A 15233-nucleotide genomic window follows, 5' to 3' on the forward strand; every position below is an offset into this window, starting at 1 on the left:
GCCCCTCCTTTAATCAACGCTTTCCGAAAGATCAGAAGCGGACGCCGACGCCAGCCATCACCGAGTGACGATCGGTGTCGATGCTGAAGCGGCTTGAATCCGGCGTGCTGCCGTTGAAGTCGAATTCGGCATCGCTCAGGTTCGTGTACTTGTACTCGAGCTTCACGAACGCGTTCGAACCCATCTTCTGCTCGACGCCGGCACCAACGCGGTAGCCGTCGGTGTCGAGACGCTGGCGCAAGTTGGTCGTGCCGTCAGTGCCCTGCAGGTTGAAGCGGGCGTTGCTGTAGCCACCCTTCACGTAGACCATCGTGGCAGGCGACATCGCGTAGCCGACGCGGCCACCGAAGTAGTACTGGCGACCGGCATCGACGCGACCAAGGTTGAACACGGTCGGCTGGTCGTTGTTGTAGTCGCGCTTGGCGCTGCTGTCGGTGATTTCGGCTTCTGCGCCGACAACCAGGTTCGTGCCGAGTGGAACGTCATAGCCAACCGCACCGCCGAATTCGACACCGTCGATCGACTGCTTCAGGTCACGGCTGTTGTCGACGTCTTCGCTGCTGCCCGAGCGGATGTGGTCATAGCCCACCAGCGCCTCAGCATGGAAGCCGCCGAAGGCTTCTGCCGGGGTGGCGTCCTGCGCGAAGGCAGGGACTGCGGTCAGCGCGGTACCGGCGGCGAGAATTGCGCAAATCTTTTTCATGTCAAACTCCATTCAGTCGTAAGCTGCCTTCGTCTTGTGCGATGCAACCCGGCAGTGGTTCTCCAAATGAGTGAACAGCGGTCCGGTTTCATGAACCTCAGACAACAAAAAACCGTGATAAATCTGCCACACGCTTGATCACGTGCGGGGCGCCCATTGAACAGGGGCGACGACAGACGAATGCGAAGCGGGGGATTCCTCCCGCATTTGCGCACAGGACGTCAAAGGACTATATGGCGGCCCATGCACCCAGTCACCGACATCACGCCTATGGCCATTCCGGGCCTTGTAGATCCTGTTCCCGTTCCCCGCGAAATCACGCCGCGGGCTGACGGCCGGATCGATCTGACCGGGCTGCCGCGCAAACAGATCGCAGATATCCTGGCGGACGCAGGCCTCGATGCCAAGGCCGCCAAGCTGCGCGCCAAGCAGGTCTATCACTGGGTCTATCATCGCGGCCTTACCGACTTCGACGCGATGACCGACATCGCCAAAACCATGCGCCCGTGGCTTGCGGAACGCTTTGTCATAGGGCGGCCAGAGATCGTCGAAGCACAGGTTTCGACCGACGGTACGCGCAAGTGGCTGCTGCGCACGGCAGACGGCCACGATTTCGAGATGGTGTTCATCCCCGATGCGGACCGCGGCACGCTGTGCGTGTCGAGCCAGGTCGGCTGCACGCTGAACTGCCGGTTCTGCCACACCGGCACGATGCGGCTGGTGCGAAACCTGACGCCGGGCGAGATCGTCGGCCAGGTCATGCTCGCGCGCGACGATCTGGGCGAGTGGCCCAAGGCCGCTGGCACCAACAACGCCCTCCTTCCCCGCGAAGGCGGGGACCTCGGGCCATTGCGCGGTTCTCCTGAGGCCCCCGCCTCCGCGGGGGAGCAGTGGGATGATGGCGACGATGACGACGGCCTCTACACCCCCGACGGGCGGCTGCTGACCAACATCGTGATGATGGGCATGGGCGAGCCGTTGTACAATTTCGATAACGTGCGCGATGCGCTCAAGCTGGTGATGGACGGCGATGGTCTCGCTCTGTCCAAGCGGCGGATCACGTTGTCGACCAGCGGCGTAGTGCCGATGATGGCCCGCGCGGGCGCGGAAATCGGTGTGAACCTGGCCGTCTCGCTTCACGCGGTGACCAAGGAAGTGCGCGACGAGATCGTGCCGATCAACCGCAAATACGGCATCGAGGAATTGCTCCAGGCCTGTGCAGACTATCCCGGCGCGTCCAACGCGCGGCGCATCACCTTCGAATATGTCATGCTCAAGGACAAGAACGACAGTGACGCCGACGCGCGCGAGCTGATCCGCCTGATCAAGCAGTACAAGCTTCCGGCCAAGGTCAACCTGATCCCGTTCAATCCGTGGGAGGGTGCGGCTTACGAATGCTCGACGCCGGAACGGATCAAGCGCTTTGCCGAGATCGTATTTGCCGCAGGTATCTCAGCTCCCGTCCGCACCCCGCGCGGTCGCGATATCGACGCGGCTTGCGGTCAGTTGAAGACATCCGCCGAGAAGAAATCGCGCGCCGAACTCGACCGTCTGGCCGAAGAAAAGCAGGCCGCGCTGGGCTGATCAGCCAACCTTGCGCTGGACGATCATGTCATTGTCGCTCGAAGGCTGACGACTCGTCACTGCCGCTATCCGGCCACCTTCGTCAAGCCGCAGCGGCAGCGAGAATTCAACGCCCATGCGGTCGTCGTTCGACCAACGGCAGGTCGCCGTCACCACCAGTGTGTCGGCCAGCTGCACACGGAAGATCGTACCTGCGGGCACGTTCCACAGCCCCTCGATCAGCGCGCCGGTCTGGCTGATGTTGCGGATCATCGCGTTGTAGTTGTGTCCGCCGTGGTCAAGCAGGACCTTGCGCAGCATCGACTGGCGCGCCGCGCGCGACGAACGTGGGCCTTGTGCAATTGCCATGAGCCCCGTCGAAAGCCGCGCGCTGGCATTCATCGACGACAGCGGCCGTTCGTAGATATAACCCTGAACGTGGCTGCACCCGAGCATCCGTACAAGGTCAAGCTCGTCTAGCGTTTCGACGCCTTCTGCGGTCGTCTCCATGCCCAGCGCTTCGGCAAGACTGACGATCGAGGCGATGATCGCGCCGTTGCGGCTGCCGGGCTGGGTCGCCCCGCGGACGAACGACTGGTCGATCTTGATCTTGTCGAACGGCGCGGTCCGCAAATAGCCGAGCGAGGAATAGCCAGTGCCGAAATCGTCCAGCGCCAGCCTGACCCCGATGGCCTTGAGCGACTTGAACATCTGGTCGGTGCCCTCATCGTCGTTGAGGAACACGCTTTCGGTAATCTCAAGTTCCAGCCGCTCCGCCGCAACTTGCGCACTCGCCAGCGCGCTGGTGACGATAGCGGGCAGTGACGGGTTGGCGAACTGCAGCGGCGATACGTTGACCGCGACACGCACATTCTCAGGCCAGCGTGCCAGGTCCTGACACGCGGTCCGCAGCGCCCATTCACCGATTGGCGCGATCAACCCGGTATCCTCGGCAACCGGAATGAACCGTGACGGGCTGATCCAGCCCTGTTCCGGGTGGTTCCAGCGCAGCAGCGCTTCGAACCCGGTGATCTTCTCGGTCGAGGTCTGCACGACCGGCTGGTAATAGAGCTCGAGCCCGCCATTGGTCACGGCATCGCGCAGGTCTTCCTCCATCTTGCGGCGCTCTTCGGCATCGCTGTGGAGATCGGCAGCATAGAAATGATAGCGCCCGCGCCCGCCGTCCTTGGCTGCGTAAAGTGCAAGGTCGGCGTTGCGGATCAGAGCTTCGCTGGTCATGCCGTCGTCAGGCGCGATCGCGATGCCGATCGAGGCACCGATCATCACCCGGCTGCCTTCTATCGAGTACGGCTGCGACAGGCTCTCGATCACGCGTGCGGCAAGGTGGCCAAGCTGCTCACGCTCGATCTTGCCGGGCAGGATCATCTGGAATTCATCGCCTCCCAGACGCCCGACGCGGCCCATCTTGCCGACCACGCGCTCCAGCCGCTGCGCCACGTGCTTGAGCAGCGCGTCGCCCGCAGGGTGGCCGAGCGTATCGTTGACCTGCTTGAAGCGGTCGAGATCGAGCAGAAATACCGCGCAGGCGCGATGGTGCACTTGCGGCGCCAGCAGGATCTTCTCCAGCGTCTGCGACATGCGGAAGCGGTTGGACAGACCGGTCAGCGAATCGAAATGCGCCAACCGCGAGGCATGCTCCTGCGAGCGGCGCTTCTCGGTAAGGTCGGTGCCCGAGCCGCGAAATCCGGTGAAGTTGTTGAAGGTATCGTAAGTCGGGCGGCCGGTGATCGACCACCAGCGTTCCTCGTCGCTGGCGGCCGCGCGTACCGCGAGCTCGCCGAAACTCGATCGCGCCGACAAATGGAAAGCCAGAGTCCGCTCGCCTTCGCCGGCCTGCTCGGACAGGTTGAACAGTTCGGAGAACGGCCGCCCGATCAGTTCCTCGACCTTGCGGCCGATGGTTTCTGCCACAGGTCGCGAAAGGTACGTCAGCTGGCCACGGCGGTCGGTTTCCCAGAACCAGCCCTGCCCGGTCTCTTCATAGTCAGACAGGATCTCCTGCGCACGGGTCTGCGCGCGCTGGTCGATCTGCGCCTTTTCGCGCACAAACAGATCGATCCGCCTCTGGCGCAAATAGGCAGCGAGCGCGATGACAGCCCCGAGCAGTAGCGCAACATACCCGCCCATCTGGCTGGTCACGCAGGTAATGCCTGCCCATACCGACACTTGCGCAGCCAGGACGCCGATCAGCCGTCCGGACTGGATGACCGTCGCGAGCAAGGAAATCGTCGCGACGACTGCGATGCAGACGAACCAGCCGATCGCGCCCGATTCGCCGAAGAAACCGATGGCCGATCCGAACAGGAACATCGGCATTGCCACCGAAAAGCCCATCAGCGCCATGCGCTTGCCGGTATCTAGGCTATGCGCACGCTCGTAGCGTAGCGCGTGGCTCGACAGGTGCGCGCCACCTGCCGCTATCAAGCCCAACAGGGTTGGCAGAAGCGGCGGTAATGCCAGATTGAGAATGCCCGGCAGGATCGCGGTCACTGCCATGACAATGGCGATTTTCGGCCATTCTGGAGCGATCAGGCAGTTGGCGGGATCACCCCCGAACAGAAAACTCGCGCCTGCTTCCGGCGTGACCGGCGCCGCTGTCTTGTCGCGCCGCCGGGTGCGCGCGTAATCGCCCCCGGTTTTTCCGGTACTTGCTTGCAGTGACGGTAGGTCTGGAGACATGTCAGCGTCTTGCACCCGCGGACTTTGAAAAAGCGTTAATCAAGCATCCAATCAGGTGCTTTTGCTGCGGGTGCGAAGGTGGTAGGCCGTCGGGCATGGATACACAAACGCAGTGACCTCGACGGCAGAACAGCAGACGATCGGCGTCGCAGGACGGCGGCTGCATGTAGCCCGCTGGAACAGAGGCGCTTCAGCCCGGCGACCGCTGGTGATGCTTAATGGCATCGGCCTCAATCTCGAGCTGCTCGCGCCGATTGCGCGCGCGCTGTCCGATCGTGAGGTCATCTGTTTCGACATGCCTGGCATCGGCCGCTCGCCCGATCCGATCGTGCCTTACACGATCTCATCCATGGCACTGACCATGGCCACGCTGCTCGACAAGCTGGAGATCGATCAGGTCGATATCCTGGGTATCAGTTGGGGCGGTGCGCTTGCCCAGCAGTTTGCCTTCCAGCACAAGGCCCGCACCGGGCGGCTGGTGCTGGCCTCGACCACGGCCGGCACCGCGATGATGCCCGGCGACGCTTCCATGCTGGCCCATCTGGCCGATCCGCGCGAATACACGGTGGAGCGCAGCTTCAGGCGCAACCTGGCGTCGATCTACAATGGCGGTGGCAGTGACCGGGTTTCGCTCAACGCCGCCACCGCGCCCTCACCGCTCGGTTTTACCTATCAGCTCGCCGCGTTCACGACCTGGACCAGCCTGCCGTTTCTCCCGTTGCTCTCAATGCCGGTGCTGGTCATGGCCGATGATGAGGACCAGATGATCCCACCGTCGAACGCACAGTTCCTGCACAACGCGATCCCTGGCAGCCGGCTGGAAATGTTCCATGGCGGCGGGCACTTGTTCATGTTTTCGCAGAAGGACCGCTTCATCGACAAGCTGCGCGCGTTCCTCGACGAGGATGCGTCCGGCGCTTGAGTCCTCCGCGGTTTCCGCGCTTTCCTTTTGACCGGCTTGCGATAGCATCACACTCAAGATTCGGTCCATAAAGCGGCGGCGGGAGAGAGAATGCGGCACATCGCGATCATCGGTTCGGGTCCGGCTGGATACTATACCGCCGAAGCCGCCCAAAAGCTGTGGGGCGATGATGTTCGGGTCGATATTTTCGACATGCTGCCGGTGCCTTATGGCCTGATCCGCACCGGCGTCGCGCCCGATCACCAGTCAATCAAGGGCGTCTCGCGCCGCTACGAACAGACAGCCCTGTCCGAAAACGTACGCTTCGTCGGCAACGTCAAGATCGGGCAGGACGTCTCGGTCGAGGAACTGCAGGACCTCTATGACGCTGTCGTGCTGGCGACCGGCGCCCCACGCGACCGTCCGCTCGGCATCCCCGGCGATCACCTTGGCAATGTGCAGGGTAGTGCAGCGTTCGTCGGCTGGTACAATGGCCATCCCGAATTCGCTGTGCTCGATCCTGACCTGTCCGGTCACACCGCAGTCGTCATCGGCATGGGCAACGTCGCGCTCGACGTCACCCGCATCCTGTCGAAAACGCGCGAGGAATTTGCCGGCAGCGACATCGTCGGCCACGCGCTCGAACGGCTGATGGCCTCGAAAATCCGCCGCATCATCGTGCTCGGTCGCCGCGGACCGCACCAGATCATGATGACACCCAAGGAACTGGGCGAACTCGGCCATCTCCAGCGCGCTGCGCCATGGGTCGATCCGCGCGACCTGCCTGAACTGGGCGAGGATGCCCTCCTCGAACCCGGAATCCGCAAGTCGGTCACGCACTTGCGCTCGTTCGCCGCCATCCCCGAAAGCCACCGCGCCGATCTTCCGCTCGAGGTAGAGTTCGACTTCTTCGCCAGCCCTCGCGCGCTTCTCGGCGAAGGCAAGGTCGAGGCGATCGAGGTCGAGCGCACCCGCATCGAAGCGGGCCGCGCCGTCGGTACGGGCGAATTCTACGAGATCCCCGCCAGCCTTGTCGTCTCCTGCATCGGCTATCAGACCACGCCGATCCCGGGCGTCCCGTTCGACGAGCGAGCTGGCCGCTTCGCCAACGACGCCGGCCGGATCCTGCCGGGCCTCTACTGCGTCGGCTGGGCGCGGCGCGGACCTTCGGGCACAATCGGCACCAACCGCCCCGATGGCTTCGCGATCGTCGAGACGATTGCCAAAGACGTTGGCGGTGGCGCGGGCAAACAGGGCCGCGCCGGGTTCGATGCGCTGGCACAGCAACGCTCGCTCAACGTCGTCACCTTCCGCGACTGGAAGCGGATTGAGGAAGCCGAGGCCGCCCGCGCCCGCGATGGCGCGCCACGCGAGAAATTCGTCGATATCGCCGAAATGATCCGCGCGCGCGATTAGCATCACAAGCGATTGACCGCGCGGCAGCGCTCTGACTTAATCGCACGATTAACACGACGGACGGCCCGCTGAGTCGATCCGCGCGAGGAGAAGGAGCGCCCGATGCCAGCCTACGACCTGATCATTCGCAACGGCACGATCGTCGACGGAACCGGAGCACCACGCTTCGTCGGCGATATCGCCGTGAGGAACGGATTGATTGCCGCCGTCGGCACGGTGCGCGGTGACGCCACCGACGAGATCGACGCGACTGGCAGGATCGTCGCGCCCGGCTGGGTCGACATCCACACGCATTACGATGGTCAGGCGACATGGGACCCGGAAATGGCCCCGTCGGCATGGCATGGCGTAACCACCGTGGTCATGGGCAACTGCGGCGTCGGCTTCGCGCCCGCCGCGCCCAACCGTCATGACTGGCTGATCGGCCTGATGGAAGGCGTCGAGGATATCCCCGGCACCGCGCTGGCCGAAGGCATGACGTGGGACTGGGAAACCTTCCCCCAATATCTCGACGCGCTCGAAAAGATGCCGCGCACGGTCGATGTCGGCACGCACGTGCCCCACGGCGCCGTCCGCGCCTATGTCTTGGGCGAGCGTGAGAAGCCGGGCGCGTTGCCGACTACCGACGACATCCGCAAGATGGCCGACATCGTCGAGGAGGGGGTACGTGCGGGCGCACTTGGGTTCTCGACCAGTCGTACCGTCATCCACAAATCGGTCGACGGCGAAGTCGTCCCCGGCACATCGGCAACGCCTGAAGAACTGATCGAGATCGGCCGCGCGATGGGCCGCGTCGGTCATGGCGTGTTCGAGATTGCGTCAGACATGAAGCGCGAATGGAACGAATTCGGCTGGATGGGCGCGTTGAGCCGCGAAACCGGCCTTCCCGTAACCTTTGCCGCGCTCCAGTCGATCGCCAAGGAGCTCCCGCTCGACGAACAGATCTCCGAAATGCGCCGCCAGAACGCGCAAGGGGCCAACATCGTCGCGCAGATCGCGCTGCGCGGCAACGGCGTGATCATGGCATGGCGCGGCACGATCCACCCCTTCCGCTTTCGCCCGAGCTATGTCGCGATTGCCGATCTGCCATGGGACGAACAGCTCGCCCGGCTTAAAGACCCCGCCGTCCGTGCCAGCATCTTGGCCGAAACCAACGCCTATCCTGAAAGCGACATCATCGGGCTGTTAATGATGATCGGACAGGGCTGGCACAATCAGTTCGTGATGGACGATGACTTCGATTACGAACCGCAGCCGCAAGCCAGCATCCTTGCCCGGGCAAAGGCAGCTGGCGTCGCTCCCGATGCCTATGCCTATGACAAGCTGATGGAAAATGACGGCGATGGGTTCCTCTATCTGCCGATCCTCAACTACGCCGATGGCAATCTCGATTTTCTCGAGGCGTTGCAGGGTGCCGACGACACGGTCAATTCGCTGTCCGATGGCGGCGCGCATTGCGGCACGATCTGCGATGCCGCCAGTCCCACCTTCATGCTCGAACACTGGGTCCGCGACCGCCGTCGCGGGGGCCGCATCAGCCTCGAGCAGGCGGTGAAGCGGCAGGCGCACGATACGGCGCGGCTCTACGGCCTCGACGATCGCGGCGTGATCGCGCCGGGCTACCTCGCCGATCTCAACGTGATCGACTTCGACAACGTGCGCCTGCTGAAGCCATGGCTGGCGTTCGACCTGCCAGCAGGCGGCAAGCGCCTATTGCAGAAGGCCGAAGGCTACGACCTGACAATCAAGGGCGGCAAGGTGACTTTCCGCATGGGCACATGGACCGGCGAAACCCCCGGTGGCCTGATCCGGGGCCCGCAACGCGCCGACCTGCAGGAGGCTGCCGAATAATGACGATCAAGGCCATCCGCGTTTGCGCGTCGGCATTGCTCGATGCGTAACATGCTGACCGGTTTCCCGACTTCAGCGATCGCTACCCCGGTGCAATCCCAGCGGCGCGCACTTCGGCAAGATCGTGGTTGATATCTGAAACTCAGGCCGCGCGCCGTAGTGGTTCGCTGCCCTGTTCCTCCAACCGGAAGCGCTCGACAAGCGTCGCAAGCTGCTGGGATTCGCTGGCAAGACTGCGCGCGGCGGCTGTCGCCTCTTCGACCATCGCCGCGTTCTGCTGCGTCATCGTGTCCATCTCGCGCACCGTCTCGCGCACCTGGCCGATGCTCACCGCCTGTTCGCTCGACATGCTCGCAATGTTGCTGGCGAGTTCCGCGACATGCCCCACCTGTTCGACGATCAGCGCGAAGGTGTTTCCGGTCTGTCCCACGAGGTTGACCCCGCGTTCGACCTGAGTCGAACTGGCGCTGATCAGCACTTTGATGTCGCGCGCGGCATCTGCCGTCCGTGCTGCCAGTGCGCGCACCTCAGTTGCAACGACGGCAAAGCCGCGCCCCGCTTCGCCCGCGCGCGCCGCCTCGACGCCAGCATTGAGCGCAAGCAGGTTGGTCTGAAACGCAATCCCGTCGATCACCGAGATGATCTTGCCGATCTCCTGTGCCGAATCATGAATGTCGTTCATTGCCGCGACGGCCTCGCCGACGACCGCCCCCCCCTTCATCGCCTCGCCGTGCGCCTCCTGTACCGAACCGTGCATATGCGCCGCATCGTCGGCAGAACTGCGCACGGTTAATGCCAGCGTGGTCATCGCCGCCGACGCCTCTTCCAGACTGGCCGCCTGCTGCTCGGTCCGCCGCGCCAGATCGTCCGAAGCCTGCCGGATTTCTTTGGCACCGACGCCCACCGTCATTGAACTGCTGGCCACGTCACCCAAGGCGTTGGAAACCTGTTGCCGCATCTCATCGAGATTCCGCTGAAGCTCCGCAAATGCCGCTGGCAGATCGGGAACGTGTGTCGCAAAATCTCCGTCCGACATTGCCCGAAGCGTGGCGCTGACCTGGTCGATAACCGCGATCCGTGCGGCGTCCTCGGCTTTGAAGTATGCCGAAATCGCCACTTCCATGTCCAGCAACGCCATTTTGATCATCGTCCCGACCAAACGGGCTCGACGCTTGGCACCAAAAATGCTGGTCACACCCGAGAACATGCCGGTAATGACTCGCTCAAGTACGGCGGCATAGGCGCCGATGTACCAACCGGGCTCAAGACCGATCCGGGCGTGAACATTGCCGATAACTTCTGCGCTGCGAAAATAGGCTTGGTCAGCCTCGCCCTTGAACATCCCGGCCCAGTGCTCAATCTGTTTGTTGCGAGCGTGCTGCATGCCTTGGCGGGACTTGAAGAACTTCGCGGTCTCAGGGGTTGCCGCTATTTGATCGTACAATGTGTCAAGTGCGGGTGGCGCGTGCTTTTCAAGCGCTTTGGCAATGCCGGGAAAACGCGCGAAGTCATCGCGGCCAATCCTGAAAAAACTCAGTTTCTTGGCAATTTGCGCTTTTTCAACTTTTACGGTCATGTGGACACTCCTGATCAAGGATATGTCGCACATTACAGTCAACAAATAACGTCCGGGGCCAAGGGACCGTTACTTGGCCGATCGGCGCAAAATGTTAATCAATTCAATCAAATCAGACGCGCATCGGCATCAGAACGTAAAGCGCGGCTGACTTGTCGTCCTTGCGAATCAGCGTCGGCGCACCGGCATCGGCCAGATGCAGTTCGACCGTATCACCGTCGATCTGGCTGAGGATGTCCTTAAGATAATTGGCGTTGAAACCGATCTCGAATCCTGCAGCCGAATAATCGGCGGCAATCTCTTCTGCTGCCGTGCCGTTGTCCGGGCTGGTCACCGACAGCGTCACGCGATCGTTGTCGAGCGCCATCTTGACCGCGCGCGTCTTTTCCGTCGCAATCGTCGCCACGCGGTCCACACCTTCAAAGAACGCGCGCGGATCGAGCTTGAGCAGCTTGTCGTTCCCGGTCGGGATCACGCGGCTGTAATCGGGGAACGTCCCGTCGATCAGCTTGCTGGTCAGCACAACACCGTTTTCGCCACCCAGCGTGAAGCGCACCTTGCTCGCGGAAAGGTCGATCAACACGGCGGTGTCGAGCACCTCCTCGAGCAGCTTGCGCAGTTCGGCCACGCATTTGCGCGGCACGATCACGTCGGGCATGCCCTCGGCGCCTTCGGGGCGGGCGATGGTGAAACGGGCAAGCCGGTGACCGTCGGTCGCCGCTGCCTTCAGCACCGGCTGCTGGTCGTCCGATACGTGCAGGAAGATGCCATTGAGGTAGTAACGTGTTTCCTCGGTCGAGATTGCAAAGCGCGTGCGATCGACCAGTTCGGCCAGCGTGCGCGCGGGAATTTCGAAGCTGTGCGGCAGGTCGCCCTCGACGATAACCGGGAAATCGTCGCGCGGCAGCGTGGGCAGCTGAAAGCGCGTTCGCCCAGCCTTGACCACCATGCGGTTGTCCGCCGTCTCGATCGAAACCTGGCTGCCATCGGGCAGCTTGCGCGCGATGTCGAACAGCAGGTGCGCCGAAACCGTGATCGCCCCGGCCGTTTCGACCGAGACCGCCGCCATGCTTTCGATGATCTGCAGGTCCAAATCGGTCGCCATCAGACGCACCCGGTTGTCGGGCGATGCCTCGATCAGCACGTTCGACAGGATCGGAATGGTGTTGCGGCGTTCGACCACCGACTGGACGTGGGACAAGCAGCGCAGCAGCGTCGCGCGTTCAATCGTCGCCTTCATTTCGTCTCGATCCCCCCAGGTGCGGGCAAGGCCCGTCCCCGTGCGTTGACAGAGCCGAGGAATCGCGTCCCCGGCATACGGTTCGGACCATCTGTCTTAGCGCGAGGGCCGGACTCGGCAAGCGCCGCCCTCGCCCGACCGGTCTAAGCTGGGGATAAAACCGCTGATACCCCAACGATTCCGGTCAGGAAATCATGGCCATGCCGCCATTCACGTGGACCGTCTGCCCGGTAACGTAGCCCGCCTCACGCGATGCAAGGTATGCAACTGCCGCACCGACGTCGCTCCCCTCGCCCATCCGGCCCATCGGGATGCGCGCGTTGAGCGCGTCCTTCTGCGCGTCAGGCAGCACTTCGGTCATCGCGGTGCGGATGAACCCCGGCGCCACGCAGTTGACCGTCACATTGCGACTGGCCAATTCCTGACCCAGCGATTTGGACATGCCGACAAGTCCGGCCTTCGCCGCAGCATAGTTGATCTGCCCCGGATTTCCGGTCGCGCCGACGACGCTGGTGATCGTCACGATCCGCCCGAACCGCGCCTTCATCATCGGCTTGGTCGCCGCCCGCATCAACCGGAACGCGGCCTCGAGATTGACCCGGATCACCGCGTCCCACTCCTCGTCCTTCATCCGCATCGCCAGATTGTCGCGCGTGATCCCCGCGTTGTTCACCAGGATATCGAGCTTGCCCATGGTGTCGAGCGCGGCAGGCACGAGATGCTCGACCTGTTCCGTGTTCGAAAGATCGCACGTGATCTCCACGCAATCGCGCCCGTAAAGCTCGTTCAACTCTTCCCGGAACGCCCGCAGCTTGCCAGGATTGGTCCCCGAAAGCGCCAACCGCGCGCCTTGCTGCGCGAGTGCATGACAGATAGCCGACCCGATGCCGCCAGCAGCCCCGGTAACCAGCGCAGTCATGCTAGTAAGATCGAAAAGACGGTTTTCCATTTCAAGCTCCGAAGTTGTTTTTCGCGCAGAGAACGCAGAGATTAATCGATTGGCTGATAGTTATTGACCAATCGGCGGATGCCTTCCTTCATGGTAAGGCCCGAGAAGTTCAGGAGCAATCCGACGGGCTGTTTCATGAGTCGAAGGTACGTCAGAAGCTGCTTGGCATGAACTTTCTGGATCTGCTCGACCGCCTTGATTTCAACAACCAATCTGGCCTCGATGAGGAGATCAACCCGAAAAGCTGCGTCGATCGTTAATCCGTCGTACTCAATAGCGATTGGCACTTGCCGAGCCACCATAAACCCGCGCCTCGACAATGAAGCCGCTAGAACCGTCTCATATACGCTCTCCAGCAGACCTGGACCAAGCTGGCGATGGATTTTTATAGCCTCGCCGACTACTTCCGAGCTGATCGCGTCGATATCAATGATTCGCGTCCTCTCTGCGTGCTTTGCGGTCTCTGCGCGAATTATCCGCTTACAACCCCGCCAACAGCGCCTCGATATCGCCCATCCCCACGACACTGGTGACCGCCACATCACCCGCAGAGCGCGTGATCATCGGGCCGAGGACCTTGCCGCCCAGTTCCACGAACTGCTCAACGCCCGCGTCCTTCATCGCGATCGCGCTTTCGCGCCAGCGGACGCGGCCGGTGACTTGTTCGACCAGCAGGCGCTTCACGTCGGCGGGATCGGTGACCACTGCTGCGGTCACATTGGCAAACAGCGCCACACGCAACGGCCCCGGTGGGGTCTTCTCGAACGCCTCGGCCATCGCATCAGCGGCGGGCTGCATCAGCGGGCAGTGGAACGGCGCGGAGACCGGCAGCAGCACGCCGCGTTTGATTCCATGATCCTTGACCATTGTGATCGCGCGCTCGATCGCGGCCTTGTGGCCCGACAACACGACCTGTGTGGGATCATTGTCGTTGGCGACGGTGCATACTTCGCCTTCTGCCGCAGCCTCGGCCAGCGCGGTCGCTTTCTCGATATCGGCGCCCAGCAGCGCGCACATCGCGCCGATACCCACCGGCACCGCCGCCTGCATCGATTGCCCGCGCAACTTCAACAGCCGCGCCGTATCGGCCAGACTGAACGCACCCGCAGCGCACAGCGCAGTGTACTCGCCAAGGCTGTGGCCCGCGACAAAGTCAGCCTTGTCCGCCAGGGAAATGCCGCCCTCGCGCTCGAGCACGCGCAGCACCGCGATGGCGTTGGCCATGATCGCAGGCTGGGCGTTCTCGGTCAGCAGCAGGGCGTCGTCCGGCCCTTCGCTCATGATCTTGAACAGCTTCTGCCCGAGCGCCTCGTCGACTTCTTCAAAGACTTCGCGGGCCGCCGCACTGGACTGCGCCAGTTCGAGACCCATGCCGACCTTCTGGCTGCCCTGCCCCGGAAAAACGAATGCTCGCATCTCACTCTCCACTTTCATGCCCGCTGACGGGGCCGCGCCCTATGCCGCGCTCGGCAGTCAGGCAAGACCGAACGGCACGATCCTGTTGTCGATATCATGCCCGATGTCGGCACGGCCGAGAAACGCGACGCCCGTTCTGTCGCACCAGTGGCGCGCCATTTCCTCGACCCCACACCCGAACGGACGGTCGTTTTCGGGAACATCGCTGACCCGGCCAAGCCGCAGGCCCGCGACGTTTGCCGAGGCGAGGCAGGCCGTCACGTTGAACAGCAAGCGGTCGACCGCGTAGTGATATTCGGCAACTTCCTCGACCATCACGACATGCCCGGAAAGATCGGGCATCAGCGGTGTTCCGCACAACATGGCGAGCGTCATAAGGTTGAAGGCGACGGCAGGCGTCGTTCCGTCCAGCGAGGGTTCCAGCCCGTCGCGCGATCCGTTCAGCCAGCCGAGCGTGCGCCGAACTGCCGCCTCGCCCCCTGCCCGCCTGATGTCGGTCGGCATCGGAGCATGAACCTGTCGGCCGATGCGCTCGCGGTAGAGCAAGCCAAGCAAGGTGCCACCGTCGGAGTAGCCGAGGTATTGCTTGGTGTGGGCCGCCGGGCCGAGCAAGGACAGCGCGTCCTGCGCGATCCGGTTGGCACCATAGCCGCCGCGCACGAACCACACGGCATCGAAGGCAGGATCGCTGGCGCAGGCGACGAATGCGGCCAGACGCTCGCCATCGGTCCCTGCAAAGTGCCCTGCGCTGGCAAAGCACTGATCGTGGAACACCAGGTCCAGCGCGGGGAATTCGGCTTGCGCAAGCGCGAGCACCTGCGCCGCATCGTCGCGCGTAAAAGGGGTCGATGGAGCGCAGATGGCGATACGTCGGTTCACGCAGGCATCCTAGCCCGGTTACCGGGCACGACGAAAGCC

At 62.9% G+C, this 15233-nt stretch carries 12 protein-coding genes; 4 read left to right on the forward strand and 8 right to left on the reverse strand.

Annotated elements, in window-relative coordinates; genetic code table 11:
- Positions 1-31: 31 nt before the first annotated feature.
- The gene (locus tag GGQ88_RS00385; protein ID WP_183611050.1) at positions 32-703 is read right to left on the reverse strand and encodes an outer membrane protein; all 672 of its coding nucleotides are present in this window, start codon (positions 701-703) and stop codon (positions 32-34) included.
- A 243-nt stretch (positions 704-946) separates the two neighbouring features.
- Between GGQ88_RS00385 and rlmN the strand changes: the two genes are divergently transcribed.
- Positions 947-2287 carry a 23S rRNA (adenine(2503)-C(2))-methyltransferase RlmN gene (gene rlmN / locus GGQ88_RS00390; RefSeq protein WP_183611051.1) on the forward strand — a complete coding sequence of 447 codons (1341 nt, stop codon included), beginning with the start codon at positions 947-949 and terminating at the stop codon, positions 2285-2287.
- Here rlmN and GGQ88_RS00395 read toward each other — a convergent pair whose 3' ends face one another.
- A complete protein-coding gene (locus GGQ88_RS00395; protein ID WP_183611052.1) occupies positions 2288-4966 on the reverse strand; it encodes an EAL domain-containing protein in 2679 nt (892 codons plus the stop codon).
- Between the two features lie 112 nt (positions 4967-5078).
- On the opposite strand from GGQ88_RS00395, the gene GGQ88_RS00400 reads away from it, so the two are divergent.
- The 3 genes from GGQ88_RS00400 (at position 5079) to GGQ88_RS00410 (ending at position 9134) form a co-directional block, all read left to right on the forward strand.
- Complete coding sequence (locus GGQ88_RS00400) at positions 5079-5888, forward strand: alpha/beta fold hydrolase (RefSeq protein WP_183611053.1); 810 nt, start codon at positions 5079-5081, stop codon at positions 5886-5888.
- 90 nt (positions 5889-5978) lie between these two features.
- A complete protein-coding gene (locus GGQ88_RS00405; protein ID WP_183611054.1) occupies positions 5979-7283 on the forward strand; it encodes an FAD-dependent oxidoreductase in 1305 nt (434 codons plus the stop codon).
- A gap of 102 nt (positions 7284-7385) precedes the next feature.
- Complete coding sequence (locus GGQ88_RS00410; RefSeq protein ID WP_183611055.1) at positions 7386-9134, forward strand: N-acyl-D-amino-acid deacylase family protein; 1749 nt, start codon at positions 7386-7388, stop codon at positions 9132-9134.
- A gap of 142 nt (positions 9135-9276) precedes the next feature.
- Here the strand turns inward: GGQ88_RS00410 and GGQ88_RS00415 are convergent, their stop codons facing one another.
- From GGQ88_RS00415 to GGQ88_RS00440, 6 genes are all read right to left on the reverse strand, one after another.
- Positions 9277-10710 carry a globin-coupled sensor protein gene (locus GGQ88_RS00415; protein WP_183611056.1) on the reverse strand — a complete coding sequence of 478 codons (1434 nt, stop codon included), beginning with the start codon at positions 10708-10710 and terminating at the stop codon, positions 9277-9279.
- A 112-nt stretch (positions 10711-10822) separates the two neighbouring features.
- Positions 10823-11950 carry a DNA polymerase III subunit beta gene (dnaN, locus tag GGQ88_RS00420; RefSeq protein WP_183611057.1) on the reverse strand — a complete coding sequence of 376 codons (1128 nt, stop codon included), beginning with the start codon at positions 11948-11950 and terminating at the stop codon, positions 10823-10825.
- Positions 11951-12134: 184 nt separating this feature from the next.
- A complete protein-coding gene (fabG, locus tag GGQ88_RS00425) occupies positions 12135-12899 on the reverse strand; it encodes a 3-oxoacyl-[acyl-carrier-protein] reductase (protein ID WP_183611058.1) in 765 nt (254 codons plus the stop codon).
- Positions 12900-12940: 41 nt separating this feature from the next.
- Positions 12941-13441, reverse strand: coding sequence for a GxxExxY protein (locus GGQ88_RS21165; protein ID WP_183611059.1), 501 nt, complete (start codon positions 13439-13441; stop codon positions 12941-12943).
- The gene (fabD, locus tag GGQ88_RS00435) at positions 13380-14315 is read right to left on the reverse strand and encodes an ACP S-malonyltransferase (RefSeq protein WP_183611060.1); all 936 of its coding nucleotides are present in this window, start codon (positions 14313-14315) and stop codon (positions 13380-13382) included. The genes GGQ88_RS21165 and fabD overlap by 62 nt, the downstream gene beginning before the upstream one ends.
- A 57-nt stretch (positions 14316-14372) precedes the next feature.
- Positions 14373-15194 carry an LD-carboxypeptidase gene (locus GGQ88_RS00440; RefSeq protein ID WP_183611061.1) on the reverse strand — a complete coding sequence of 274 codons (822 nt, stop codon included), beginning with the start codon at positions 15192-15194 and terminating at the stop codon, positions 14373-14375.
- Between the last annotated feature and the right edge of the window lie 39 nt (positions 15195-15233).

Source organism: Novosphingobium hassiacum (genome assembly GCF_014196055.1).
Classification (GTDB): Bacteria; Pseudomonadota; Alphaproteobacteria; order Sphingomonadales; family Sphingomonadaceae; genus Novosphingobium; species Novosphingobium hassiacum.